Source organism: Sphingomonas sp. ABOLH, assembly GCF_003951715.1.
Classification (GTDB): domain Bacteria; phylum Pseudomonadota; class Alphaproteobacteria; order Sphingomonadales; family Sphingomonadaceae; genus Sphingomonas; species Sphingomonas hankookensis_A.
Genome location: NZ_QQWV01000040.1, coordinates 1 through 24730 on the forward strand (window position 1 = coordinate 1; position 24730 = coordinate 24730).

At 61.5% G+C, this 24730-nt stretch carries 25 protein-coding genes and 1 tRNA gene; 12 read left to right on the top strand and 14 right to left on the bottom strand.

What is annotated here, in order from left to right:
- Nucleotides 1-714: 714 nt before the first annotated feature.
- The 4 genes from CA237_RS15415 to CA237_RS15425 all read right to left on the bottom strand — a co-directional run bounded on the left by CA237_RS15415 (nt 715) and on the right by CA237_RS15425 (nt 2367).
- A tRNA-Phe gene (locus CA237_RS15415) sits at nt 715-801 on the bottom strand.
- Between the two features lie 182 nt (nt 802-983).
- Nucleotides 984-1154, bottom strand: coding sequence for a hypothetical protein (locus CA237_RS19745; RefSeq protein ID WP_164523893.1), 171 nt, complete (start codon nt 1152-1154; stop codon nt 984-986).
- A 92-nt stretch (nt 1155-1246) separates the two neighbouring features.
- A complete protein-coding gene (locus CA237_RS15420; RefSeq protein WP_126014622.1) occupies nt 1247-1921 on the bottom strand; it encodes a hypothetical protein in 675 nt (224 codons plus the stop codon).
- A complete protein-coding gene (locus CA237_RS15425) occupies nt 1918-2367 on the bottom strand; it encodes a hypothetical protein (protein WP_126014623.1) in 450 nt (149 codons plus the stop codon). Before CA237_RS15425 ends, CA237_RS15420 begins: the two co-directional genes overlap by 4 nt.
- Before the next feature lie 519 nt (nt 2368-2886).
- Between CA237_RS15425 and CA237_RS15430 the strand changes: the two genes are divergently transcribed.
- The 4 genes from CA237_RS15430 to CA237_RS15445 all read left to right on the top strand — a co-directional run bounded on the left by CA237_RS15430 (nt 2887) and on the right by CA237_RS15445 (nt 5209).
- Nucleotides 2887-3135 carry a hypothetical protein gene (locus tag CA237_RS15430; protein ID WP_126014625.1) on the top strand — a complete coding sequence of 83 codons (249 nt, stop codon included), beginning with the start codon at nt 2887-2889 and terminating at the stop codon, nt 3133-3135.
- A 138-nt stretch (nt 3136-3273) separates the two neighbouring features.
- Entirely contained in the window at nt 3274-3927 is a 654-nt protein-coding gene (locus CA237_RS15435) for a ParA family protein (RefSeq protein WP_126014627.1), read from the top strand.
- Nucleotides 3924-4259: a hypothetical protein gene (locus CA237_RS15440; protein WP_241215512.1), complete on the top strand. Its 336-nt coding sequence runs from the start codon at nt 3924-3926 to the stop codon at nt 4257-4259. Before CA237_RS15435 ends, CA237_RS15440 begins: the two co-directional genes overlap by 4 nt.
- Complete coding sequence (locus CA237_RS15445; RefSeq protein ID WP_126014629.1) at nt 4256-5209, top strand: replication initiator protein A; 954 nt, start codon at nt 4256-4258, stop codon at nt 5207-5209. The genes CA237_RS15440 and CA237_RS15445 overlap by 4 nt, the downstream gene beginning before the upstream one ends.
- A 673-nt stretch (nt 5210-5882) precedes the next feature.
- Here CA237_RS15445 and CA237_RS19915 read toward each other — a convergent pair.
- Nucleotides 5883-6074 (bottom strand): helix-turn-helix transcriptional regulator, encoded by a 192-nt coding sequence (locus CA237_RS19915; protein ID WP_206432996.1) that lies wholly within the window; start codon nt 6072-6074, stop codon nt 5883-5885.
- A gap of 132 nt (nt 6075-6206) precedes the next feature.
- On the opposite strand from CA237_RS19915, the gene CA237_RS19920 reads away from it, so the two are divergent.
- Together CA237_RS19920 and CA237_RS15455 are read left to right on the top strand one after the other, a co-directional pair.
- Nucleotides 6207-6488, top strand: a complete 282-nt coding sequence (locus CA237_RS19920) for a hypothetical protein (RefSeq protein ID WP_206432997.1) — start codon at nt 6207-6209, stop codon at nt 6486-6488.
- Nucleotides 6489-6498: 10 nt separating this feature from the next.
- A complete protein-coding gene (locus CA237_RS15455) occupies nt 6499-7074 on the top strand; it encodes a hypothetical protein (RefSeq protein WP_206432998.1) in 576 nt (191 codons plus the stop codon).
- A gap of 464 nt (nt 7075-7538) precedes the next feature.
- Here CA237_RS15455 and CA237_RS15460 read toward each other — a convergent pair whose 3' ends face one another.
- Nucleotides 7539-7805 (bottom strand): hypothetical protein, encoded by a 267-nt coding sequence (locus tag CA237_RS15460; RefSeq protein WP_093068193.1) that lies wholly within the window; start codon nt 7803-7805, stop codon nt 7539-7541.
- A 2-nt stretch (nt 7806-7807) separates the two neighbouring features.
- Nucleotides 7808-8233: a helix-turn-helix transcriptional regulator gene (locus CA237_RS15465; RefSeq protein ID WP_093068190.1), complete on the bottom strand. Its 426-nt coding sequence runs from the start codon at nt 8231-8233 to the stop codon at nt 7808-7810.
- A gap of 116 nt (nt 8234-8349) precedes the next feature.
- Here CA237_RS15465 and CA237_RS15470 point away from each other — a divergent pair, with 116 nt between their 5' ends.
- The 4 genes from CA237_RS15470 (at nt 8350) to CA237_RS15485 (ending at nt 14634) form a co-directional block, all read left to right on the top strand.
- Nucleotides 8350-9147, top strand: coding sequence for a hypothetical protein (locus CA237_RS15470; RefSeq protein WP_126014633.1), 798 nt, complete (start codon nt 8350-8352; stop codon nt 9145-9147).
- Nucleotides 9144-12506: a MobF family relaxase gene (gene mobF, locus CA237_RS15475; RefSeq protein WP_126014635.1), complete on the top strand. Its 3363-nt coding sequence runs from the start codon at nt 9144-9146 to the stop codon at nt 12504-12506. The genes CA237_RS15470 and mobF overlap by 4 nt, the downstream gene beginning before the upstream one ends.
- An 82-nt stretch (nt 12507-12588) precedes the next feature.
- Nucleotides 12589-13737, top strand: coding sequence for a hypothetical protein (locus tag CA237_RS15480; RefSeq protein WP_126014637.1), 1149 nt, complete (start codon nt 12589-12591; stop codon nt 13735-13737).
- Nucleotides 13738-13876: 139 nt separating this feature from the next.
- Nucleotides 13877-14634, top strand: a protein-coding gene (locus CA237_RS15485) for an IS5 family transposase (protein ID WP_126014639.1) whose coding sequence is annotated in 2 segments (ribosomal slippage) — nt 13877-14210 and nt 14210-14634 — 759 coding nt in all. Because the reading frame shifts where the segments join, the coding sequence is not laid out codon by codon here.
- Here CA237_RS15485 and CA237_RS15490 read toward each other — a convergent pair.
- From CA237_RS15490 to CA237_RS15500, 3 genes are all read right to left on the bottom strand, one after another.
- On the bottom strand, nt 14565-16655 hold the full coding sequence (locus CA237_RS15490) for a DEAD/DEAH box helicase family protein (RefSeq protein WP_126014641.1): 2091 nt from the start codon (nt 16653-16655) through the stop codon (nt 14565-14567). The genes CA237_RS15485 and CA237_RS15490 overlap by 70 nt on opposite strands.
- A gap of 101 nt (nt 16656-16756) precedes the next feature.
- On the bottom strand, nt 16757-18463 hold the full coding sequence (locus CA237_RS15495) for an N-6 DNA methylase (RefSeq protein WP_126014644.1): 1707 nt from the start codon (nt 18461-18463) through the stop codon (nt 16757-16759).
- An 86-nt stretch (nt 18464-18549) separates the two neighbouring features.
- Nucleotides 18550-18780 (bottom strand): hypothetical protein, encoded by a 231-nt coding sequence (locus tag CA237_RS15500; RefSeq protein WP_164523894.1) that lies wholly within the window; start codon nt 18778-18780, stop codon nt 18550-18552.
- 179 nt (nt 18781-18959) lie between these two features.
- On the opposite strand from CA237_RS15500, the gene CA237_RS15505 reads away from it, so the two are divergent.
- Complete coding sequence (locus tag CA237_RS15505; RefSeq protein ID WP_241215513.1) at nt 18960-19355, top strand: helix-turn-helix transcriptional regulator; 396 nt, start codon at nt 18960-18962, stop codon at nt 19353-19355.
- Entirely contained in the window at nt 19355-20638 is a 1284-nt protein-coding gene (locus CA237_RS15510; RefSeq protein WP_126014648.1) for a type II toxin-antitoxin system HipA family toxin, read from the top strand. Before CA237_RS15505 ends, CA237_RS15510 begins: the two co-directional genes overlap by 1 nt.
- A gap of 592 nt (nt 20639-21230) precedes the next feature.
- Here CA237_RS15510 and CA237_RS15520 read toward each other — a convergent pair.
- From CA237_RS15520 to CA237_RS15535, 4 genes are all read right to left on the bottom strand, one after another.
- Nucleotides 21231-21794 (bottom strand): recombinase family protein, encoded by a 564-nt coding sequence (locus CA237_RS15520; protein ID WP_126014650.1) that lies wholly within the window; start codon nt 21792-21794, stop codon nt 21231-21233.
- A 190-nt stretch (nt 21795-21984) separates the two neighbouring features.
- Nucleotides 21985-22878 (bottom strand): arginase family protein, encoded by an 894-nt coding sequence (locus tag CA237_RS15525; protein WP_126014652.1) that lies wholly within the window; start codon nt 22876-22878, stop codon nt 21985-21987.
- Between the two features lie 220 nt (nt 22879-23098).
- Complete coding sequence (locus CA237_RS15530) at nt 23099-23815, bottom strand: hypothetical protein (RefSeq protein ID WP_126014653.1); 717 nt, start codon at nt 23813-23815, stop codon at nt 23099-23101.
- A gap of 8 nt (nt 23816-23823) precedes the next feature.
- Nucleotides 23824-24657 (bottom strand): DUF692 family multinuclear iron-containing protein, encoded by an 834-nt coding sequence (locus CA237_RS15535; protein WP_126014655.1) that lies wholly within the window; start codon nt 24655-24657, stop codon nt 23824-23826.
- Between the last annotated feature and the right edge of the window lie 73 nt (nt 24658-24730).

Here is a 24730-nt window from a genome sequence, read left to right on the forward strand (position 1 = left end):
CGAGAGGAGGCGCCAGCGCACCAACTGCATAGCCTTGGCCGGCGTGCCGCGGGCACCCGACTGTGATGGGCAATCCACGGTGTACGGTGGGGCAGGTTCGTCCGACGCCCGAACTTAGACGGAGGATAGGCCCAGCGACGGATACGGGTAGTGCGGTAATCAACCCGCGGATGAGAGCATGATCAATCGTCGTCGATCAGGCGCCCGCGGCACACCCGCCAAGGTCAATGCGACCGCTGGTCTCGAGGCCAGCGAAGGAGTAAACTCGGCCAGCGTCTCGGATGGCAGTCATGAGAGCGTATATCTGGGTCCGTTCTGTGTACCGACCCCAATGATGGAGGCGGTGGCTAGCGCTGCGGTCCCGCACCATGGGCGCGATTTGGCGGGTGATGCCCAGGCGGGGATCGCGCGTAGTGAGGCCATTCGCTACATCCAACTCGGCAGGCCAGAGCGCATAACAGTGGGTACTCGCGAACTGCTGGAGGCGCTTGTACCTGTCCGCCCCTACCCTGCTCCCTGATTGAACATCAGCTTACTGCGGCCGCCACTCGCAATCGGACGGGGCGCCTCGCCTACAAGGTGCAAATCGCTGTGGAGCAAAAGCAGTGACATGTGCGACGTCTGTGACTCAGATAACTTATGACGGCTGCCTGTTGCACGGCAGCTAAAACGACGAAGCCCGCTCGACGGTCAATCGACCGGAGCGGGCTCCTAGAATTGGAGGGGGATTCGAACCCCCGGTACCGTTTCCGGTACAGCTGCTTTTCAGGCAGCCCGTTTCGACCACTCACGCACCCAGCCATATGGTGGCAACTTTGCCCGCGTTCACCGGCTCAAGGCATAGGTAATGCTGTGCATGCAGCGTTACAACCCCCGCGTGCGTCAACGACATGCGGTAGAACCGAAATTTATCGCCGGTGCAATGCCGCAAGGCGCTGACGGCATTTCTGTCGACGCTTGATTGTTGAACGTCTGGGCGGCGTTCAGGGCGCAACGAGCGCGCGGACCGTTTTACGATAGTCGTGCAGCCGTCGACCCAGCATGTCGACGAGGCATTCGCGGTCGTCTTCCCCAGGTATCATGCCGTCGCTGACGTAACGCTCGACCATCAGGCGCATCTCATAGGCAGTCCAGCTCGGCCTGAACGTCGCCATGTTCAACCTGAAAACAGCAGGATCGTTGCCGCCATAGGCACCGGGCAGTCTAGCATCTCCGGCCATATCGTCGCCACTGCATCGCCGCCGGGTTATCGTTTGTTGGTCGCTATGTAGTTACGGAATACGTTTTTGATTTTTGCCTCGAGATCAGCAGCCTTTGGCGATGAAGGCGAGGATAGATCAAATTCCCATCCAGCGTCATGATATGTAATCATTTTAGCAGCAGTCTCTGATGTTGTATTCGTAACCAGTAGCCTATTTTTCTTTGTGAGTTCCTCGGCCAAACCCAGATAGCCACGCGCGAGCCCTAGCTGAAGGGTGCTCGCGTAGAACTTGCACTCAATTGCAATCGGGACCTTACCCGCGCGGGGATGTACTCGGCTGGTTCGGCAAATTCGCGCTTCGTGTCGCTCAATCACCGCAACGTCGCACTCGTGCAGGACCTTAGATTTTCCACTAACTTTGACGCCGATGTGCGCCTCGAGCGCCGGGCAGTCCGGTAGTTCGATCAAAGCATGCGTGTATGCCCTCTTCTTGCTGAAAATATCGCCAGGCGAAGTCCGGAAAAGGAGACTGGTGGTCGCGTTCCCCTCGTTATCTTCAAAGGTCACTGTTGCGCCTGCCGCGCGCGCTGCCCGCACGACGAGCGCGAAGGTGTATCCCTCAAAGGCGTCATTAGCGGCCGACGCAGCTGAGTAGTTGGTGCCAATGGCGGGGCCGAGGATCGCGGTGATCTGGGCAATAAGGGAAGAGGTGGTAGTCATGCGAGTGCCCGTCGGGTTTCCTGCAATAGCTCCTGAACACGGTGTCGTGTCGCGTCTTGGTCGAGGCTGCGGTCCCGTTGCAGGTCGCGGTTGAGCTCGCCGTCCTGTTCAGACACGAACGTCACTTTTTGCGCGTCCAATCCGGCTAAAGCTTCCCGCTCAAAGGCGGGAAGTGCGGTTACCCGTTCAATGGCGTCGAGCAGAAGGCGGAGGCGCTCGGTGCAGGAATAAGGTTCGGTCGTGACGAACTCCTGCAGGCGTTTACGGCCACGTCGTTGGCCAACGACCTGATCGTCAATAAACTCGCTCGCATCCGCCTCTTTGGTGACCGGCTTTCCAAGGCTGACAGCTTGTTCGACCTGTTCCGCGATCCACTCTAGGCTCGCCTTGCGCAACGCGGCCCGGAGTTCGTCGTACCCCTGTCGGGCACTTTCCTCGTCTATCATCGCGCGCTCACCCCCGCGTTAGCATCAGCCCTGCCCAGCTGATAGCCTGCCACGCTGTTCTTGGCGATAACGGCAGCGCCGGTGGAACGGAGGCGACCCTTGATAGTCAGCACTTTGGCGACAGGTTCCCAGTGGGAAGCCAACCTAGCTTAATCGCTTAACCGCTTAACCGCTTAACCGCTTAACCGCTTAACCGCCTAATCGCTTAATCGCTTAATTGCCGAATCGCTCAGGATGGTATGGCGTGTCCCGTGTAGGATTGCGCTCTATCTCCGCTGCGCTCCGATCGAGCCGTCGATCGGCCGCTCGCCCCTAGCGGGTGACGATCACTCGTGCGGGGCGCACGCGCGTCCTAATGACGCCAGCGAGCCGGCAACGTCGTTTTATGAGGAGAGTGGGCACGGCTCCCTCTCCCAACAACGGCAATCAGCCGGGCCTCTGCTCCTGCGCTGCGCCGGCACCATCCCGGCAGATACCGCTGCCCCCTCACCCCCCGCTGATCGCCACGAGGCAGGGCCGATGGCCTGGCCATCGCCCAAGGGCGATTTGACGGGAGAAGATTTTGAGAAGGACAATCGCGAGAGCTGGCCGACCCGGATGGCGACCGGCATGACCCACTGTTCGAAGCGCTGGATGCTCCCCTGCCCTCCCCATGTGCGTCGCGATCGGCTTCATCAGGCGCGGTGCCAGGGCGAGGCGATCGGCGCGTGCTGGACAATCGGTGCAGCGGCGACAGGCATTTCGGCGGGCCGCTTTGCCCGTCATTGATCATGGGCCGATGTGTCACCATTCGCTCAACGATGACAAAGACGCTGAACGGGCGACGGTGGCTAAGCGACTAATCACCTTTACGACTAAGCGGCTAAGCGGTATCAGTCGCTTAGCCGCTTAGTGGGAGTAGCAGTCATGCAGGTATGGGCCGTGATCGCGCAGAAGGGCGGTCAATCCAAGACGACCCTCTCTACCGGCTTCGCCGTCGAGGCAGCGCGCGAGGGGGGGGGCGTCGTGATCCTTGATGCTGACGATCGGCAAGGGTCGGCGCTCTACTGGTCGGAACGTCGCGACATGGACGACGTGATGGTGAAGGACAGCAGCGTCGCCGGCCTGCCGCTCCACGTCTCACGGGGGCGAAGCAGCGGCAAGATCGACCTCATCATCATCGACACGCCGGCGAACTCGAAAGACATCGCCATGCTCGCGGCTGAGCAGGCGGATTTCGTCATCATTCCCGTCGCGCCGCGCGGGCTAGACGTTCATTCGGTGTTGCAGACTGTGAAGCAGGTAAAGCAGGCGGGCACGCCATTCGCGGTCATTCTGACCCAAGTGCCACACCAGGGCGGGGAGGGTCAGGAGGCTCACGCCGGTTTCGCGGCGAAGGGCGTGACGCTGTTCGACAGCCGTCTCCATTTTCGCAAGGACTATTACAAGGCGACGCCACTCGGTCGGACAGCGGCCGAGACGGAGCCGGACAGCAAAGCTGCAGCCGAGTTGCGGAGGGCCTATGAAGAGGCTAAGCGATTAAGCGGCTATACGACTAAGCAAGTAAGCGAGGTGGCATGATGGCAAGGAAGCCTTCCGCGCTTGCCGGCATCTTCGATGACCAGCCCGAAGAACAGGCACCGGCACCCGCCGTCGAGCCTGTCCCCATGCCTCAGCAGTCTGCACCCGCACGTCGATCGCGCCGCGACGCTGGCACGCCGACGTCGGCAGCGCCGGCCAAGCGCAGCAGCCATCCCGGCAAGAAGCCGGTGCTAATCCATATTCCCGAGGACATGCACCGTGCATTACGTCAACTCAGCGTCGAGGAGGGCGGGGAACCGCTTACCGTCATCACCGAACGCCTGCTCCGCCAGTATCTGGTCAAGCGAGGGCACACCAGGTTCGCGCCATGAGCAAGCGGCGCGATCCCAACCCCGAGTTCGACCTGTTCATCCCGGCGCTGGGCGACCTTCCGCTCCGCGACCAGCGCGAGGTCATGGAGCGGCCATTCTTCTCGCTCCAGAAGCGCAAACGGTTGAAGCCGATCGAATATAAAAGCCCGGACGGCGAGGCATGGGTGCGCGTCCAGGCGATTCCCGACTATGGCATGGCGACGATCTGGGACGCCGATATCCTAATCTGGGCGGCGTCCACGCTCAACCGCATGAAGCAGCAAGGCTTGAACGACCTGCCGCGTACGCTGACGACGACGCCCTACGATCTGTTGCGGGCGATTAAGCGCAGCACCGGGGGCAGGGACTATCAGGAGCTGCAAGCCGCGCTGCTCCGGCTTCAGACCACATCCATCACGACCTCGATCCGGGCGACGAAGCGCAGACAGAAGGCGGGCTTCAACTGGCTCGATAGCTGGACGTTCGATACCGACGCCGACACCGAACAGCCCCGCGGGATGACGCTGACCCTCTCCGACTGGGTTTACGAGGGCATCGTCAACGAGAAGTCGCTGCTGACCATGCACCCCGATTATTTCCTCCTGTCCGGAGGGCTGGAGCGGGCGCTGTATCGCATCGCGCGCAAGCATGTCGGCTCGCAGCAGGGTGGGTGGTTGTGCCGGGTCGAGGTGTTGCGCGACAAGACCGGCAGCGACGCTCAGCCCAAAGAATTTAACCGGATGCTCCGGCGCGTGATCGAGGCCGATCAGCTCCCCGACTATGCGATGGAGCTGGCGGAGACGACCGACAGGAGTCCGGCCGTCCAGTTCAGACGCCGCGGTGAGGCCGAGGCGCTGGCGCTGGCAGAGAGGATGCGGGCGGAGGAGGAGCGGCGTGCGCGCTTCGACGCCGATCGCCGGCGCACCGAGGAGGTAGATGCCCGGATGGACCAGCTCGCTGGCCGACGCTGACTATCGGGGTTTCACCCACCGCTGACCCGACTATCGGGGTTTCACCCACCCAGCACAGTCTTCCAGCAGTCGCTGGCGCACCGCTTCTGATGGCGAACAGCCCTTTAGTCCGTGGATAACCGATCCGAGCACGCGGTTTTCGGGGGCGTCTGACTCGGGGTTTCACCCACCATTGCTTCGGGGTTTCACCCACCGCACTATCGGGGTTTCACCCACCGAATCACGGGGTTTCACCCACCGGACATTCCCGTATGGTACTGAGAACGCAGCAAAAATTCTGCTTTTTGAACCCCTTAACCTTCTTAACGATTCCTATTTAACAGAATCACTTAACCTCACAGCACTGATCGAGCGGACGGAAAGGAGATGCAGAATTGCCCACTAGGGCAATGGGCCTTCGCTGCGTGCCGGCTATCGCCGTCACAGAAGCGGCCTAACGGCCGCAAGCTTCCGGGAGAACCCAGGCCGATCCGGCGGTGTGTACGTGTCAGCGTCACGCTCGTTGAAACGGTAGGGCAGGGAGATACCCCGAACCGATCGTCGGTTTCGCCGGTGTGTGCGATCACGCAGGACGGTAGAGGCCGGCGAACTCCCGTTCGGCATAGTAACGAATGTTCGCGACGTTAATCGGGTGGGCGTTATCGTTGGCAGATGCGCCGTGACATCGCCTCGATTACGAGCAGTTTTGAGAGAGAAGCTCGCTGAGCAAAGCCACCGGATCGACCCCGATCGCCAAGGCGACCGCGACATATTCATCCACGCTCAACTGACGCTCGCCGGTTTCGTAGCGCGATACATAGGCCTGCTGCCATCCGAGCCGCTTCGCGAGGTCGACCTGACGAAGCCTGGCGTCCCGCCGTGCCACGGTCAGTGCAGCGACGATGCGAGCATGCAGGTCTGATGGGACAGGAGGGGCGGGCACCCCGGAGCATCTAGACCGGCTTGAGCAATATACGGAAAACGTATATCGTCTAGGCGTCCGATCGGGAGTGCTGACATGAGACTGTTCGAGCGCATCGCCACCTGGTTCGACGACTGGACGCTCCCGGGCCACTCGGGAATTGGCAGCGACGGAACGGATATCAATCCGACAACCGGATTGCCAACGATCGCTGGAGCGGGGACCCCCGACGTCGCCGGGAATCCCTATGGTTCTATCCGGTCGCACGATTACGAGTCCGACTGGCAGCGCCACGATCGCTGGGACAGCGGTGCTCATGACCATTTCCAGCATCACGACAGCTGGTCGACCAGCAGCCATGATCCCTGGCGTGACTGAGCGCGTCCCGGTGGCTGACCGGCTGATCGCACGATGGGAGGTGAGCCAGCTGAACGTCGTCCCTTATGCGATCAGCGTCATGGTCTTCCTGCCGATGCTGATCGTGACGATCGGTATCGCCAAGGCGATCGGCGCCAGACCGGTCGTCGCCGGACGGGGCATGCTCGTCCTCTGGGTGGCCCTGCTCGTGACCGAGATGGGGCGAGGGCTCTGGACGCTGCGGCATCGCTACGCCTCGCCGCGTTGGCTACGCGCGGTTCATGCCGCGGTTGGTGACGACCTTGCCGTACACGCGCTCGCTGAGCTGATGCGCCAGCATCGGTACGAACCCGATTACGTCCTTCTGAGATCCGACATGACCAGCGCGGTCCAGCAGGAGTGCGCCAGGCGCAAGGACGTGGCCCAACGTGCCAAAGGGATCCGGGTGATGGAGGAACCGGATCCTGCCTCTGGTTTGGAGGCGGAAGCCAGCGATCCCCGGATCGCCGAAGAGCGACGCGCCCAGGCCCGCGAGCGTCGTGCCGCTGAGAAGATCCTGGCAGCGGCAGCGCCGGTGACAGGCGATATGTCCCGGATCTCGCGCTGAACCCGCTGCCGCACCGCCGAGAAGGCGGTCCGGGTAGAATGACAGTTCGCTTGCTGGCCGGCTGACACGCCGGCCCGGGTGCCCCGCCGGAAGCCAGAATGAATACCGGAGCACCACGGCATCGATACCGCAGCGTCTGGATTGTGAAGGGGAGGAGCACACACCACGCTATGGATAGCGGCCGTGTTCAGAGCATAAACTCGTGAATTATCATTGATGTAGCAGGATATCGGCCGTGCTGCGGGTTCCGCGAAAGCTGCCTCCTGACGTGCTACAAGGGTGCTACGGCGCTACGGACGCCGTGATTTACCGGGCTGCGCAGCGACATGAGGGTTGCAAGCAAGTGACCCATGCACTGCTCCCTCTGGGGCACGGGCTCATCTCTCGTCGGGCGTCATGGACAAGATCGGTGCCCCAGCAGCGGTCGATCTCGAACCCAGATGCTCGCGCCTGCTTCCGTGTGGTCAGGACGTGCCGGACGGCCGTGCGCGGAAGCGGCGCGGGTCGAAGAACCAGATCAGCATGACCGCGCCGGTGACAACTGCGGCGATCCAGCAGGCAGCCGCAAGGGCAGGGGCATAGCCCAGGAGACGGATCGCCAGACCTGCCAGCAGCAGTCCTGTGCACAGCGCCGCCAGTCGGCGCACGACCGGCCAGTTGCGTCGCTTGAACCCAACGCGTCGGGTATCTGCCATCCAGGCGGCCAGTTGTTCCTTCGAAGATCCGCTCATCCTCAATCCCCCAGCGACAAGGCGAGCAGCGTACCGCGCAGCTGCTTGCGGTTGGCGGCTCCCGCGTCCGCGCCTCCGTCGTATATCACGCGCGCGAGCGCCTGGCTGCGTTCGTCAGGCAGTTCCAGCCCGACGTCCCTGCAGACGGCGTCCACGTCCGCGCGCAGGCGGTCGAGACGGTCCCAGTCGACCGGCCCGTAGTAGCTCCGGGGCACGGTGTCCTCGCCCAGGATCACCCATTCGGGATCGACGTCGTAGTCGCGCCGGAGCTTCGCCATCAGGGCGACGGGCGGCTCGGCCCCGCCCAGTTCCCAGCTGACCAGCGCGCGCTTCGAATAGCCCAGCGCCTTCGCGAACGCGTCCTGTCCCAACCCGGTCCTGAGCCGTACCGCCTTGATCCGCTCACCGATGGTGGATGCACCGCTCACGTCGTCATAATCGCTTGCTTAATCCTGCTCATTGTGGCGCAATCGTGCCACTATGCAATCATGGCATGGGAGCGGTGCCGGCGACCAGCATTAGGCCGGACATGGGCAGGAACTTCATGGGCGGTCAGGTCAATGTACGGCTTGGGGACGACGACGATGCGGACCTCACCCGTTGCGCGGCCGAGCGTGGTGTCGAGCGTGCGACCCTGGCCAAGTCGTTCGTTCGGGAATGTCTCAATGCGTGGCGGGAGGGGCGGGCCGTATTCGATCGGCCCGAGCAACTGGGGCCCGGTGACGTCGTCGCCTTCGGCGCCAGGCTGGATAAGGCGGTCATGGAGATCGACCGCATCGCCCAAAGCTGGGCGGCGCACGAGAGCGACATGCACAGGCTGGAGCGCGAGGATCAGCTGGCGCTGACGCGGGCCCGGACCGAGTTCATCAAGGGCATGCCGGAGCGCATCACCGCCAGCTTCAATCCGATCAGGGCGGAGATGCGGCTGCTTGCCGAGCGGATCGACAGGCAGCCCCGTCTGGATGCCATCGACGAACGGCAGCGCGATCACACCGAGGCGTTACGGGAGAACACCGCCGCCATCAGGAGCCTCGAGCAGCAGCCCCGGACAAAAGTCAGCTACACCGTCTGGGACAGGGACTGGTCGGGTCGCAAGGTGGGTGCGGCGCTGTCGGTCGTCTGGTTGCTCTGCGTCGGCAGCTACTTCCTTGCGGCGATGGCGCTGCCGCCGTCTTGGTTCGCCGTCCGCTCGGCCAATTTCCTGCTGGGCGGCGGGGATCAGGCGGTCTGCGCGCTCGTGAATTACCGGCTCGCGACCGACAGCTGCCGGACGCAGTTCGAGGGCAAGGCAGGCAGGATCACCGTCCGGGCAAAGCCCGGCACCCCGCAGGGCAAACAATGATCTCGGTCGCTGCGGTCGGTTCGGCCTCCGACACAGCCGCCTATTACGCCCGGGACAATTATTACACCGCCGATCAGGCAGAAGGGGCCAGTGTCTGGGCAGGCGAGGGGGCGGCCGAGCTGGGTCTGTCCGGACCCGTCGACGCCGAGCGGTTCGAACAGGTGCTCGCCGGCGAACTGCCCAACGGCACCGTTCTGGACGCCAAACGGGGTGAGCACCGGGCGGGCTGGGACGTCACCATGTCGGTGCCCAAGTCGGTGTCGATCCTGGCGCTGGTGGGCGGTGACGCGCGGTTGGTAATCGCGGTGCGGGAAGCGGCTGCCGCGACCATGGCCTGGACGGAGCGCAACATCGCGCAAGCGCGGGTCTGGAACGGTAGGGGACAGGTGCCCGAGACGACCGGCCGGTTCGTTGCCGCGACCTTTCTTCACGATGTGAACCGCAGCGGCGAGCCGCAGCTCCACGTCCACAACGTCATCGCCAACGCAACCCGCACCGCCGACGGCAAGTGGCGGGCGCTGCACGCGGACCAGCTGTACGAGCGCCAGCATGTCATGGACGCGGTGTTCCTGTCCGCGTTGCGCAGCCGGGTCGAGACGCTCGGCTTCGCCACCATCCCCCGGCACGACGGTCGCAACGGTGCCTTCGAGATCGCCGGCGTGTCGCGCGCGGTGGTGGAAGCATTCTCCGTCCGCTCGGCCGAGATCGATGCGTACATCAAGGCGCGCGGATTGGAGAACACTCCGCAGACGCGCGAATATGCGGCGCTGGCGACCCGCGACCCCAAATCAACCGATCTCGTGCCGGAGCAGCGCGCGGAAGGGTGGCGGCGGCTGGCCGCGGAGAAGGGGCTGGATCCGGCAGCGTTGGTGAAAGGTGCGCTGGCGGAGGCGGGGCGGGGGCATGATGTGTGGACGCGCACGGTGCGGGGTGTGCGCGGGATAGGCGAGCGCGGTCTTGCTATCGCCGGCCGCATGGGGCTGACCCCGCGCGACGGCGATCCGCTGGTCCCTGAGCGACTGGGACGACTGGAGCCGCGCGCCTATGCCGCGGCGCAGGCGGTCGCATCGGCGGTGCGCGACCTGGGCGAGCGGGAGGCGGCGTTCGACCGGCTCGAGCTCATCCGCGAAGGCCTGTCGCGCGGCGGACCGGTGACGGTTGCCGATATCGAGGCCCGGCTGGCGCTGCTGCAGGCGAAAGGCCTGTTGCTCGGCGACAGCGATCGCATGGTGACGACGCAAGGTGCGGTACGGCTGGAGCAGGCGTACCTTGCCAGTGTCGAGGCGGGAAAGGGGCAGTCTGCCCCGATCGTTCCGCCGGTCGATGCTGCAATCCGGGTGCAGGAGGCGGCGCGCGAGTTGGGGCTTCATCGCCTCAACCCGGGTCAGGAAGCTGCGGCCGTGCTGATGCTGTCCTCGTCCGACCGGGTGGTGAACGTGCAGGGCGGGTCGGGACGCGGCAAGTCGACCGCGATGGCGCCGGTGACGGCAGTAGCGAGGGCAGAAGGACGGGCGGTGATCGGGCTCGCCATCGCCAGCGTGAAGGCGAGCGAGTTCGGGCGCGACACCGGCGCGGACGTGAGCACGGTCGCCCGCTTCCTGGCGCGCCATGCCCGCGTGATCGACGGCACCGCCCGACCGGAACAGGTCGCGCGCGTGAAGGCGGAGCTGTCGGGTGCGATCGTCATGGTCGAGGAGGCCGGACAGCTCGGTACGCGCGACATGGAGCGGATCGTGCGGCTTGCCAACATCACCGGCGTCGTGCGCGTCGTGCAAACCGGCGACACCCGCCAGCTGACCGCGATCGCGCCCGGCAAGCCGTTCGAGGCGAGCCAGAAGGCCGGCGTCGCCACGGCCCATATCACCGAGAATCTGCGTTCTCGGTCCGATCAGATGAAGGCGGTCACCGCCGCGCTCGACCGCGGCGACGTGTCGGGTACGTTCGAGATACTCAGGGCCGCCACGACCGAGGTGCCGGGGAGCGCGGTGGCGACCACGGCTGCAGCGCACTGGGCAACGCTGCCGCAAGATCAGCGCGACGCCACCCTCCTGCTGACTGCCGGCCGCGCCATGCGCAGCGAGGCCAATCAGGCGGTACAGGCCGAGCTGAAGGCGAGCGGCGAGATCGCCCCCACGGGCACGTCGTTCACCGTACTTGACCGGGTCAACGCCACCAGGGAGGGCGCGAGACTGATGCGCGCCTACCGGCCCGGCCATGTGGTCGAGGTCCGCACGAACTTGCCGAGCCAGGGCCTGGCCCGTGGCGATCGCGGTGTCGTGACCGGCATCGACGGCGACCGGGTGCGGCTCGGCATGGCGGACGGGACCGAGAAGCTGTTCCAGCCTGGCCGGTTGGCCAGGAATCTCGACAGCGATGCCGTGTCAGTCTTCGCATTGAAGCAGGTCGAACTGCATGTCGGCGACCGTATCCGCTGGAGCGACAACGATCTGACCCGTGGGCTCGACAACGGTGCGATGGCGCGGGTTGAGGAAGTGGGGCGGGGCAGGCTGGTCGTGTCCTCCCTCATCGACGGCACGGTGCACGAGATCGCGTCCGGCGACCGCATGGCCGAACGGCTGGACCTCGCCTACGCGATCAACGTCCATGTCGCACAGGGGGTCACCACCGAGCACGGCATCGTGGCGATGCGCTCGTCGGAGCGGAAGCTGCTGACCGAACGGTCGTTCCTGGTCGCGCTCACCCGCGTGGCGGACAAGGTGGCGCTGGTGGTCGACGACGGGCAGAAGGTCGAACGGCACGTTACCCGCAACACCGGCGACAAGACCTCGGCGCTTGATGTGGTCGAGCGTGGCCAGGCAACCGACGCTATCCGGCTGCCGAATGCGGGCTCCCCGCTCGACCGGGCGCTGGAGCGTTACGCCCAGTTGTTCCTGGCGGCCGAGCGGATGCACGAGGACGGGCGGGAGCTGTCGCCGTCCAAGGTGCGCGAGCTGGACGCAGCCTCGGCCGCGCTCGACCAAATCCGGCCCTATGCCGCCGAGGATCTGCGGATCGTGCTGGACCGCAGCGCCGACCCGGTACGCGGTCTGGAGCAGATTGCTCCGGGAGAGTTGCGGCAGGTCTGGGCGGAGGAGGGGCAGGCGCGCGCCGATCCTCGCGCCTATGCCGACCGGTTCGTGGCCGACTGGCGCTCGGCGTCAGGCGACCGGGGTGAGGCTGAAACGCCGCGGATCGAAGACCGGGCGGAGCGTCGCCTGGAGCGGCTCGAGGACCGTATGGCGCGCCAGCCCGCGCTGGAGAAGGCGCTCGACGCCCGCATTCCCGAGCGGCAGCTGCGCCTCGATGGCCCCGGCATGAGTGGCGGCAGCCGCGATCGGGACTACGGTATGGAAATGTGACCTGCGGTAATTCGCAGGCCGCCACCCGCGGCGTGCCAGCTAGCCGCTTCCCCGCACCAAACTGCTCTGGCACGTATCGCCTATGTACGGTTGGGGTCATCGCCGCGTCGCGCTTGCCGACCTGATCGCATTCGCCTGGTCGGCGCCGATGCGCGACCTTGCGACGCGCATGCAGATGTCTGACGTGGGTCTGAAGAAGCTGTTGCGGGCTCACGGCGTGTCGGGGCCACCGCAAGGGCACTGGAACCGGGTGCACGCGGGGCGGCCCGTCTCCGAACCACCCGCGGCACCGGCCCGGAGACCGGGCGAGAAGCCCTATATCCACGTAGACGGACGTTTCGTCGATCTGCCCGAAGCGCCGCTCCCGTCATCGGCCGGGCCGTTCGCGTCAGCCAAGGTGCCCGAGAACCTGGAGGAGCTGCGCACGCAGGCGTTGAAGGCGGTCGGCCGCCCTGCCTCCGCCACGAAGATCACGGTACCGCATCCGGCAATCGGTAAGTTACTGGTAGGAGACGAGAAGGAACGGGAGAAAGCGGAGAAGAGCCGCTGGCATACGGCCATCACCCTCTACGACAGCCCGTTCGAGAAGCGGCGTCTGCGCATTCTTAACGCCGTATTTCTGACGCTGAGCCGTATGGGTCACGGAGGCACATCCGACCGGGACAGTTATCATACGAGCTTTTACGCCATCATTGGCGACACCAGAGTGTCGCTGCATCTGGATGAGGCCGGCAGAAAGACTCCTACTTACAACCGCTACACTGCGCCTCGGCCTGACCCGAAGCGCCCGGCTTCCGTTTCGCTCAGACTGACGGCGGGATCATCGACCTGGCAGGACGATGCCTCGGGGAAGCTGGAAGGACAGATCGCCGACATTGTGGCCGGCCTGATCGTCGAGGGTGAACGATCCTATCGAATGCACTTGCGCGAACTTGAGGAGCAGGCGGAACGCGAGCGGATCGAAGCCGAGCGGCGTCGCCAGGAACGCCTGCGCAAGGCCAACGCCGATCGGGTCCTCGCGCTGGTCGAAAGCGGTCGTCTGCTGGCGGAAGCCGAGAACCTGCGGAGCCTGGTAGCCCGCGTAGGCGAAGCCGTCATGGACGGACGATTGGATCTCTCCGCAGAGCAGCTCGTAGAGTGGCGTCAGTGGGCCAACCAGGAAGCCGACAAGCTGGATCCAGTTCTATCGGGGCAGGTTCAGGCGCATCTGCTCCTGCCAAAATGCGGCTGATATTGTGCCAATGTCGGTGTGACGACCGCTCGGTTTTGACACCGGCAGGCCATTCGACTTTCGGGCGGAGAGCGGCCTAGGGTCAGGACCCATTGATGTGAGCGTTGCGATCTGATTCAGGTTCCGCGAGGAGACCAGGATGAGCGACCTGTTTTGGCTGACGGACGAGCAGATGGAGCGGCTGCGGCCGTTCTTTCCCAAGAGCCACGGCAAGCCTCGGGTGGATGACCGGCGGGTGCTGAGCGGCATAGTTTTCGTCAACAAGAACGGTCTGCGCTGGCGTGATGCGCCTAGCGCCTACGGCTCACCCAAGACGCTCTACAACCGGTGGAAGCGCTGGGGCGCAGCAGGCGTGTTCACGCGGATGATGGAAGGTCTGGCTGCGGCGGGCGCGGAGCCACGAACGGTCATGATCGACGCGACCTATTTGAAGGCGCACCGTACGGCATCGAGCCTGCGGGTTAAAAAGGGGATCTCGGCCGTCTGATCGGCCGCACCAAAGGCGGCATGAATACCAAGCTCCATGCGCTCGCCGATGCGAACGGCCGCCCCTTGAGCTTCTTCATGACCGCCGGTCAGGTCAGCGACTACACCGGTGCGGCAGCACTGCTGGATGACCTACCCAAGGCACAGTGGCTGCTTGGCGACCGCGGCTATGACGCAGACTGGTTCAGGGACGCTCTCCAGGCCAAGGGCATCCAGCCCTGCATCCCCGGTCGGCGATCACGCAACGAGCCCGTCAGCTATGACAAGCGCCGCTACCGGCGTCGCAGCCGTATCGAGATCATGTTCGGGCGCCTGAAAGACTGGCGCCGCGTCGCCACCCGCTACGACCGCTGCCCTACCGCCTTCTTCTCCGCCATCGCCCTCGCAGCCACTGTCATCTTCTGGCTGTGATCAACGAGTCCTGACCCTAGTGCGTCGATGACAGCGCTGCGCTTGTCAGGCATCGCCCATTCAGCACGGAATGCGGCCGGGGTCGCGAACAGCGTCCGCACCTTCTCGCCAGTCCAATCGGTCAGCTTGCGGCAGGTCAGCCGCTTGCCATCGGCATCGAGGTCGTAAACGAGGTGGGCTACAACCTCCACCTCACCACCATCGACGTAGAACTTGCGGGGTAGGCCATCATCCGCGCTGTCCGGTGGCACGACGGCCGGGCCAGCATCCGTATCGGTCGTTGCCGCCTCGGTGTCTGGGTGCTCGTCAGTCTCGGTGGCGACCACCGTGCCGGCCTCGTCGATTTCGGTCGTGGTCTGCGCGGTCGGCTCGCCATCGAACGCCGGATCGGCGAACTTCTCGGTCGCGGTTCCGGTGTAGTCCAGGATCGAGAACCACAGCTTCCCGTAGTCCTCGCGCAGCCGGGTGCCGCGGCCAATGATTTGCTTGAACTCGGCCATGGATCCCACGACGCGTGCCAAGGCCACGTTCTTGCAGGTTGGGGCATCGACGCCAGTGGTCAGAAGCTGCGAGGTGGTCAGGATCACCGGCGTTTCGGCCTCCAGATCTTGGAAGCGGCTGAGCATCCCCTTGCCGATGTCACCTTCATCAGCGGTGACGCGCGCGATATAGTCGGGGTGCTTGGCCACCATGTCAGCATTGAGCCGCACGAGGGCGGCACGCATCTCGCTCGCGTGATCCTGATCGACGCAGAAGACGATGGTCTTGGCGTAGCGATCAGTGTTCTTGAGGAAGTCCGTCAGGTGCCGGGCAATTGCCTCCGTGCGGGCGCGGAGCGCCACGGTGCGCTCGAAATCACGGGTCTGATATTCCTCATCGGGCACTTCGCGGCCGTAGCGGTCGAGCTCACCCGCGCTCGGCCGCCAACCGGCTGCGTCCAGGTCGGTCACGATGCGGTGGACGCGGTAGGGCGCAAGGAAGCCGTCGGCGATCCCCTGCGCCAGGCTATAGGTATAGAGCGCGTCGCCGAAATAGGCGTAGGTGTCGCGGCTCTCCTCGCGCAGCGGCGTGGCGGTCATGCCGAGCTGATAGGCGGGCTCGAACCAATCGAGGATTTCTCGCCACGAACTATCGGTCCGGGCGCTCCCGCGGTGACACTCATCGATGACGATCAGGTCGAAGAAGTCGGGCGCGAACTCGCGGTAGAGGCCCGGGCGCCGCTCATCCGCCGCGATCGCCTGATAGGTCGAGAAGTAGACGTCACGACCGTGGCTGACCGCACCGGCACCGAGCTTCCACCGCGCGTCGCCAAAGGGCGTGAAGGTCTTGTCCTTGGGATCGTCCACCAGGATGTTGCGGTCGGCGAGGAACAGGATCTTGGGCCGGCGATGGTCGCCGCGCTTGTTCCATCCTGCTGACCACAGCCGCCAGCAGATCTGGAATGCAACCGCCGTCTTGCCGGCGCCGGTGCAGAGGTTGAGCAGCAAGCGACGCTGGCCGCCATGGATCGCTTCGAGTGAGCGATTGACGGCGATCTCCTGGTAGTAGCGTAGCGGCCGCTCAGCATCCGGAAAGCCGGGCTCGAGAACCCGGTTGGCAGCCAAGTCGGGCAGGTCGAGCTTGTCACGCAGGCGCTGCCAGAGCTCGTCAGGCGTTGGGAAGTCGGCGCGGATAGCCTCTGTGCCTGCCACCATATCGATCTCGATGATCTCATGTCCGTTGCTGGCATAGGCAAACCGCAGGTCCAGCACCTCGGCATAGTCTCGCGCTTGCTGCACGCCGTCCTGCGCGGAGCGGTAGCCCGCCTTGGCCTCGATGACGGCGATCGGGTAGTCGGGCCGGTATCGAAGGATGTAGTCGGCCCGCTTCTTCTGCCCCCGGCGAGGTTCACCCCCGACGAACATTACCCGGCCATCGGTGAAAGTGCGCTGCTCCTGGATCGCGCAAGGCGCGTCATCCCATCCTGCGGCTTGCAGCCCGGGAACGATGAGCTTCCGGCAAGTGTCTGCTTCAGTGACCATATTTCGCCGTTTGTTGTGCCGGGTGAAGGATGAGAGGGCAACGTGCCGCTCGAGGGCGGCAACGCAGTTTGGAGTCGGGACGGACTAGCGTTCGCATCGTCTCACCCTTCCTGGCTCTCTGGCTCGAGCTGCCAGAGTTTTTGCCAGAGGGTATGCCGTGATGCGCTGATTTCCTCCCGGAGGCGGGCGGCCCGTTCCTCGAGATCCGCAATCATTTGGGCTTCTCTGGTCGCTGTTGCACACTGCTCAGGGTCAGGTACCGGCAGCTCAAGGCCACGAAGTGCGCTAATCGGAAGCGTGTTAATCGCAGTGCCGCCAGACAGCCGTTCAAGCTGGGTGCGCACCCACGGGGCGGTCATCAGCAGCGCGAGGATGTCAGGGCTGGGAATAGCGGCGTTTGGCTGCCATCGAACGATCGCGAGGCTCTGCGAAACGATCCAGGGTTCGTCGAAGACGTCGCTGGCGATCACGTCGAGGTTTGGTACACGGCCGACCACACCGACATTGCCCTTGATACTCACCAGGATGTCGCCGGGAGCAACGCCGACGTTCCTCGCCCGCTTACTCTCTGCCTCGGAGAACCGAACAACCCGCTTGGGCAGGCGGACAGCACCATCCTGAATGTCGGCCGGTGCAATTTCACGGCAGGTCAGCGCAGCGGGTTCGGCATCGTCAAGCAGCGGTCGTGGCGCCTTGCTCCGCTCGATCACTGCGACTTCATCGAGTAGGATCGTTTCGCCCTGCGCCAGTGCCGCTGCAATCGCATCATCTTCGTTCGAGCGCAGGTAGCGGTCCGGCGTCAAAATGAAGTTCTGGGCTGCGATCTCCTCGACCGGCACTTGTACCCAGCGAGGCGCATTTTCGCCTCGCTTGCCGAGTTCGCTAAGATGCTGCGCCAACAAACGCGATTGCACGCGGCCAACGCTCTGCGTTGCCATGGTTCGGCCATCGATGAACCGCGCGGTGTCCGTTGGTTCAGGCGTGATCGTCACGAGGGATGTGGAGACGCCGCTCCACCGCCCCCAAATACCGCTTGGCAAGCTGGTTACGGCAACCGAACGAGTTTCGACGAGGGTTTGACGAAGGCTAACATCGGCCCTGCCCTCTCGAAACAAGGTGCCGTCCGGTAACAAGGTGATGAAGGCGCGCTTGGCCAGCGGGCTCAGCAGCGCGACCTGACGCCCCTCAAGCATCGTGCCCTTATCGCTTCCCAACAGCCGCATGCCGATCGGCGGGGCGGTGATGATGTAGTCAACGGTCCCGATCGGTGACGAGCGCTCTGTGCGAATGTGTTCACCCTGTACCGGGCCAAAAGTGCCGTCGAGCGGATTGCGACGATCAATTGTGAGGGGTCGTTTGGCGGCGGCCGCCAGGAGGGAAAACAGCGTCACAAGATCGGGTTCGCTCACAACCCACGTGACTGGCCTGTGCCGTGACAGGCTCCAGGCAATCGCTGCAGAAGCACCGAAAGCGCAGGTGCAGCTTCCATCCGGCGTCAGTGGCATGAGTTCGGTAAGAGCGTCAGCTACCGCCATGTCCATGGAGGCTGAGCCTCGTGTGCTCAGGACGTCGAGCAGCGCATTGGCTTCCGCATCCCAGTCGACAACAGCAGCAGCGGCTTCTCCGATAAGCGGCAGCGACCATGTCGAGACGCTCTTCTCGATCACGCCTGGGATGGTTGGGTTTTCCAGCCAATCTCGCGCCCGAGTGATGCCATCATGATGCGATGCACGGGGAAGCTCTCTAGCAACAGCCGCGAAGATCTTGCCCAGACCGTCGACCGGGTCAACGGCATATTGCGATGCCAACAGGCAAGCCGCGGCAAGCGGAGCCGTATCATGTGGCGCTAGACCCGCGTGACGAAAGGCGTCGCAGAGCCGTGATGCGAACAGGCTCACCGGCGGCCTGCCGCCGCGCCGCGATAGGTCGTGATGAGCGAACCGTCCGCTTCCACGACCGTCAAACCGCCCTTGTCGATGGCTTTGACCAACATCGTGCGCAGCCCGTCGACATTGGCAATCAGGCGCAGCAGAGCCTTACGACTTAGCTGGCACTTATCGCCCTGCCACTCACCATACTCGAGAGCAAGGCTCACGAGCTCACCCGAAATGCCGCGCTGGTTCATTCGATCTTGCATATGTCGTGTCATCGGGAGGAACTCGTGATACCGTTGCAAGGCAATACGCAAAGCTCCAGTGCCATGCAAGGGATTATTGTGTGATACCAGAGATTGGCAAGTTGGAGCGGAATAACGCTTTATCTTGCCTCTTTGATCGGAATTCCGCTTGTTTTTAGCAGAAAGGTATGGTAGCGGAATTCCGCTTTATATACATCTTAAGAGCGGAAATCCGTATGGAGCGTGCTATTTTTCCTGTCGTAGGCGATCAATTGCGAGCGCTGCGTGTTAAACGCGGTTGGTCGCAGCCCGCGTTAGCCGAACGAGTGGGTCGCAATCGGGCACGCATTTCTGAGCTTGAACGTGACCTCACTAACAATCGCCTTGGCCGTGATCGCCTGACGCTCTTCGCGGAAGTTTGCGACGCTCTTGATGTCGTCCCAGTGCTGGTGCCGAGAGCCCTTGCCACGGAGATCCGTCTGCAGGTCGAGCCCACAAAAGCCGCAAATATAATCGGCATGCCCATTCGTTCTGCCTTCGACGAGCTCTTTGTCGATCTAGGAGAGGACGAGGAAATCAGCTGATGGCCAAAACTGCGGCAGTTCTTGGCGTTCATATGCTCGACGCTGCGCGTGGCACAGTGCGCGTCGGTACTTTGATGCGCGACATTGGCGGTGGTGTCGTATTCAATGTCGCTGAGGATTATTTACGCGATCGTGATCGCCCGATCTTAAGCCTTGGCTGGCTTGATCCTGGGTCAGAAGAGCGAACTCGCGACCGTCTCATATCGCGTGCCGATAAGATCGGGTTGCATGGTTCGGTGCCACCTTGGTTCGCCGGCCTTCTTCCCGAAGGTGCGCTGCGCGAGCTGGTTTTGACGGAGATGGGTCCGGGCGACCATGATCAGTTTGATGTGCTGACGAGGCTTGGTGCGGATCTTCCAGGCGCAGTAATAATCACGCCAGAAACCGAGACGCCGAAATCGGCAGGACCGCTTCACCTTGGAGACGTGAAGGGGTTCCAAGCCACGCGTCCGGAAGGCGTGGTTAAGTTCTCGCTCGCGGGAATCCAGCTTAAGTTCACCGCGAATCCAGATGGCGATCGACTTACCCTGCCAGGAAGCGATGATACAGGACGATGCATCATCAAGGTGGCGAGCGAGCGCTACTCTGGTCTTCCTGAAGCGGAGTATGCCGCGATGACGCTGGCGCGTATGATCGGCGTTGACACTGCTCCATGCCGGCTGGTGTCGCGAGACTTAGTGACAGGCGTGCCGGAGGAACTGCTAGCACATGGCGATAATGTGCTTGTCGTAGATCGTTTTGATCGCGATGGTAAAGGAAACCGGATTCATATTGAAGATACAGGACAAATTATTGGGGCAATCGGTGATCGTAAATATACAATGGCGAACACTGAAACATTAATTAATATGGTAAGCCGATTCAGTAGTGATCGCCGCGCGGATATAGTCGAGGCCGTTCGTCGAGTCGTTGCCGATGTACTTTTGGGTAACGGCGACAATCATCTAAAAAACTGGTCATTTCGCTTTCCGGCGCCTAACGAAATCCGGTTATCACCGGCCTATGATATTGTCCCGACAGTGCTTTTCATCCCTAGAGATACTCTTGCGCTTCGGTTTGTCCGCACTCATCAGTTCGAGACAGTGAACATGCACCGATTTGAAAGACTAGCTAGATTCCTAGGCGTTGACCAGGATTTTATAACTAGAGAGGTAAAAATAACCATTGAGCGGGCCCTTGAGACTTGGCCAAAATCGGCTTCAGAACTACTAGGGGATCGATGGGCAGAATATTTGCTTTCGCGTCTAAATACGTTGAAGTTAGTGCAAGAAGTACGCAGCTAATATGTTAGCTTTCAAGAGGATCGGTTTAGGCATAGGTACGACCTACCCGTTATTGTCGTCCCAGATATGGATTGATGGGTGACCAAGCATGCTGATCGGCGTAGGGGTGATCCAGTCCGCCCCTAACGTGGGATATGGGCCGTAAAACAGATCGCCGAGAGCGCGCCGATAATGAGCGTTCATCCAGCGTCGGCGCCGATGCTCCGGACCGTCATGGAGTATGTGGCAACGCTGACACAGCGCCGCGAGCTGGTGGAGCGCGCTGTCACTAGGATCATGGTTGAGGTGCGCGCAGGCCAGCACCACCGGCGTCCAAGCACCCTGCGCCAGGATGTTTTCTGTCGGTCGTCGTGTGCGCCGCCCCTGCCCGTTGCGCCAGCAATGCCGTTTCCGGTCCCACCATCGTCCGTCCCGGAGATGGAATACTTTCTGCCCATGGGGGCGCCCGCAATGCTCGCAAGCGCCCCCTGCCCGCACAAAGCGAACATGGTGGGAGAGCTGCGGCCAGTCGATCGGGTACAGAAACACGTGCTCGGGTCGGATCGGCATCAGGCCTCCCCTTCCGAAGCACCGGGTTGCGGAGCGCCCAGCATCACGGAGCCAGCGCTGCAGCGGTCAGCGCCCGGTAGAGCGTGGCATGATGACACTTGAGCAGCTTGGCGGCTTCGCGAACGGAAGTGCCCTCGCCTACCAACCGTTCGCCGAGCGCGATCTGGTCCGGGGTGAGCTTGGGCGGGCGGCCAAAGCGGACCCCCCTTGCCTTGGCTGCTACCCGCCCGCTGCTGGTGCGCTGGTGGATCAGCTCGCGCTCGAACTCCGCGATGCCGGCGAACACGGTTAGTACCATGCGACCCGCAGGCGATGTCGTGTCCGCCCAGGGCTCAGCCAGCGAGCGCAGGCCGGCACCAGCCTCCTTCACCTTCTCGGCAATGTCGAGCAGATCGCGGGTGGAGCGTGCCAGCCGGTCGAGCCGCGTTACCACCACCGTATCATCGTCGCGCAGCTGTTCGATCATTTTGGCTAGCTCAGGCCGGTCACGCTTCGCGCCCGACACCTTCTCCTCGAACGTCCGCTTGCATCCGGCCTCCTTCAACGCGGCGCGTTGCAGCCGGAGATCCTGGTCCTCGGTGGACACACGGGCGTAGCCGATCAGCATGTCGCGAAACTGTATCATAATATCAGTATTATGCAACCGACTTCTGCGACAGTGATGCACGAGGAAGGCCGAGCGTCGAGCATGCTGTCGCTAAATTTAGAAGTTTTGCGACATAGACTTAGTGCTTGGCTTGCTGTGTCAGGCTGGCGAAACCTCACTAAATAGAGTATCTGCGTAAATGGAAGCGTTGCTACGCAAATGTCTCATATTCGCGTTGATTTAGTTCGATAAAGCTTAACAATCGTATGAGTCCATCCATGATGGCGCACGCGGTCATTCTATTCCCAAAGTCGTGTGCGGTTGCATATTCAACCCAGTCCGCCCCTAGAAACGGGCAGTTAGCTGATGTGATAATATCCAATACTTCGCTCAAATCATTGACGCTAAGGCCTCCGGGGAATGGATAATCAACTGCCGGCATTACAGAAGGATCAAAGCCATCCGTATCGATAGTTATATATATCGGAACCCCGGGTATTAAATCCTTCCTGAGATTAATGAGGCAGGTATTTATGACCTTTGACGGGTAGACAGGCTCATGCAAGCTGGGAACTCTCACGCCGAGCTGCAACCATTGCCGAATAGCGCTGTTGTTGGCTGCGTAAGAAACAAAGTTGCCATTACTGGGCTTGGAATCTGGACCAATTTTTTGGACATCAGAGTGCGCATCGATTTGTAAAATTTGAAAACTCTCTTTGTGGGCGCATAAGCCATTAATAACACCCATCGTGATGAGGTGATTACCGCCTAACACCAAAACGTTTTTTCCGGTCTTACGGATCGCCTGAATGACAGCAGACAGACGTTTTAAATAATGGTCGGGAGTCTCTCCGTCCTGGAGCGGCATATTTCCTGCATCGCTTATCGATATCTCCGTAAGCTTTCGGCTTCTAGAAACTTGATCAAATATAAATCCTTGCCGCAGGCCTAACCAGTCGGTCATGGCCCGCATTACTGCGGGAGCCTCGGAGCATCGCCCAGCATCATTGTCACGACTAGCGGCCGGGACCCCTAAGACGATTACACGCCCGAGGTGCCCCGACGCCATACCGAAGAGAGTCTTGCCGGCAATTGGATGCGGCATATACGAGATTCTCCTCGTGTTTAGTGCCCGCGATCCCGATCTGGTCTATCTGGGCCGGTAGTTAGAAGCGTTTCTCGAATGATCTCCACAGCCTGTGGCGCCGTGACGCCTAAAATGCCAAGATTGGCAAGTTCTGCAGCTAACCTTTCTGCTGTGACCTGAGCGAAATCGAGATCCTCAGCGTCAAACTTTTTATCATCCGACAAAATGGCCTCCTATGCTACGTTAAGAAAGCTTTATCATAGTCACCATGATCCGAAATAAAGTCAATAAAAAACAAGGGGCTGGAGAAAAAACTGTCCAGATCAGTTGGAACGCATTTAACTAGCCGGTATTTTGGCAGTAAAATCCACCATATCTCTAATGCGAGCGAGTCCCTATAGGAAATCCCGTTGCGGGAAAGTGCCAACGGATATGTGCTTGAGCAGGCACTCTGATTCAATAGGTGAGTAGCAAAATCTATATTCAAATCGTTGATCAGCGCAGCGTTTTCGTCAGGCCTTTCCCGACAGAAACCTCTCATCCAAATATAAAACTTGCTTACTGCTTCGTATCCTTTACCTATGCCATAGGGGTGCGGCATGCTAAAACCGGGGGATAGAAAGTTTTTACTCTCAAGAAATCTGGTGAAAATAGCCGTATTAGCAAGGTTAAGCTCAGCAGAATTGTCGCATAGCCTTCTTGCTACCCTTGGAAAGCGGCGTCCGACCTCACGAGCAATAAGGGACGATCGTCCGTAGCTCTCTGCCTGGAATGCTGTACTCGAGACGTCTGGTATTAGACGAACCTCATCTTCTTTAAGGCCAAATTCCTTGGCAACTACTGCAGGTTCGGTCGCCCACCGCCTACGTAGTTCGGCCGAAAATAGTAGATGGACATAAGCTTGTTGTAGGCGTTTCGTTTTTATTTTTGCGTCACCGTTCTGAGGGGTGTCCATCGTATCGACTAACGGCCTGCGGCGTTCATGGCATTGCGCGTCAGTTCCAATGATGTCAGAAAATCTCTGTCCGGGCGTTCTATGCTGTGTTCAAGTGTCACCGCCTCGACCGCGAAAAACCTTGGCAAAACCTCAGTTAAAATACGAAGTATTTCTTCGGAGAGATTGGCACCGTGAGCGTCGTGCCAAAGATCGCCGCTGCTACTCTGTCGCATTCCAGCAATGTGGAGCTCAATAACCCGCTCTGCTGGTAAATGGTCCAAACCAAAATCAAGCTGCCGGCCAAGGTTTTTGTTGGAGATAGTCCAGTGAGTAAGGTCGAGTATAATTCCAGCATTGGCACGGGTAGCGACGCTTCCCAAAAAGTCAAGCTCGCTAAGAAATGGTCCGTCTGGAGGTGTGTAAAGAGGGCCAAGCTCAAGCGCTATCGGTCTACCATAATAATCGGTTAAGCTAAGTACATTCTGAACCGCCGTTTCCGCAAAATCCTCGATAAAGAGCGGGTTAATCACATAACCAAGCGCACCCGTTTCAGAGCATCCAAGCATAGCAAGATGCTCTCCAACCCAAGGACTGTTGACCGCGTTAGCGCCATCACGGACCCGAGACGCAATCTCAATATCATATCCGAAGGCACTACAGATCGGATTGTTACTAGTGTGAGCTAGAATAGGAAGACCAATCTCCAGTGGGTTTTCGGTCTCAGATATGGGAAAGTTAACCTCGACGTACTCTACCAATCCCTCTTGCTTCGCTAGCTTGAACCGTTGGTTTTCCGAGGCATCGTCCCATCTTGCTCCCAAGCGAACCGCTCTCTGCACCTCTTTCAAAGCGTCCTCCATCTAGCTCATCCATTTTTAGAATGGATCATTGGCTTCGTTCGTACGACTCGGGCAGGCTAAGCTTTAGCAGGGA

Bases quoted from the DNA above. Each gene is read 5' to 3' on its own strand.
- CA237_RS19920 (WP_206432997.1), top strand. From the start codon at position 6,207: ATGAGACTGTTCGAGCGCATCGCCACCTGGTTCGACGACTGGACGCTC.
- CA237_RS15530 (WP_126014653.1), bottom strand. From the start codon at position 23,815: ATGGACACCCCTCAGAACGGTGACGCAAAAATAAAAACGAAACGCCTA.
- CA237_RS15510 (WP_126014648.1), top strand. From the start codon at position 19,355: ATGGCCAAAACTGCGGCAGTTCTTGGCGTTCATATGCTCGACGCTGCG.
- CA237_RS15470 (WP_126014633.1), top strand. From the start codon at position 8,350: ATGGGCGGTCAGGTCAATGTACGGCTTGGGGACGACGACGATGCGGAC.
- CA237_RS15420 (WP_126014622.1), bottom strand. From the start codon at position 1,921: ATGACTACCACCTCTTCCCTTATTGCCCAGATCACCGCGATCCTCGGC.
- CA237_RS15505 (WP_241215513.1), top strand. From the start codon at position 18,960: ATGGTAGCGGAATTCCGCTTTATATACATCTTAAGAGCGGAAATCCGT.
- CA237_RS15445 (WP_126014629.1), top strand. From the start codon at position 4,256: ATGAGCAAGCGGCGCGATCCCAACCCCGAGTTCGACCTGTTCATCCCG.
- CA237_RS15490 (WP_126014641.1), bottom strand. From the start codon at position 16,655: ATGGTCACTGAAGCAGACACTTGCCGGAAGCTCATCGTTCCCGGGCTG.
- CA237_RS15480 (WP_126014637.1), top strand. From the start codon at position 12,589: ATGTACGGTTGGGGTCATCGCCGCGTCGCGCTTGCCGACCTGATCGCA.
- mobF (WP_126014635.1), top strand. From the start codon at position 9,144: ATGATCTCGGTCGCTGCGGTCGGTTCGGCCTCCGACACAGCCGCCTAT.
- CA237_RS15440 (WP_241215512.1), top strand. From the start codon at position 3,924: ATGATGGCAAGGAAGCCTTCCGCGCTTGCCGGCATCTTCGATGACCAG.
- CA237_RS15520 (WP_126014650.1), bottom strand. From the start codon at position 21,794: ATGCTGATCGGCTACGCCCGTGTGTCCACCGAGGACCAGGATCTCCGG.
- CA237_RS15525 (WP_126014652.1), bottom strand. From the start codon at position 22,878: ATGCCGCATCCAATTGCCGGCAAGACTCTCTTCGGTATGGCGTCGGGG.
- CA237_RS19745 (WP_164523893.1), bottom strand. From the start codon at position 1,154: ATGGCGACGTTCAGGCCGAGCTGGACTGCCTATGAGATGCGCCTGATG.
- CA237_RS15435 (WP_126014627.1), top strand. From the start codon at position 3,274: ATGCAGGTATGGGCCGTGATCGCGCAGAAGGGCGGTCAATCCAAGACG.
- CA237_RS15460 (WP_093068193.1), bottom strand. From the start codon at position 7,805: ATGAGCGGATCTTCGAAGGAACAACTGGCCGCCTGGATGGCAGATACC.
- CA237_RS15425 (WP_126014623.1), bottom strand. From the start codon at position 2,367: ATGATAGACGAGGAAAGTGCCCGACAGGGGTACGACGAACTCCGGGCC.
- CA237_RS15500 (WP_164523894.1), bottom strand. From the start codon at position 18,780: ATGAACCAGCGCGGCATTTCGGGTGAGCTCGTGAGCCTTGCTCTCGAG.
- CA237_RS15535 (WP_126014655.1), bottom strand. From the start codon at position 24,657: ATGGAGGACGCTTTGAAAGAGGTGCAGAGAGCGGTTCGCTTGGGAGCA.
- CA237_RS15430 (WP_126014625.1), top strand. From the start codon at position 2,887: ATGGCCTGGCCATCGCCCAAGGGCGATTTGACGGGAGAAGATTTTGAG.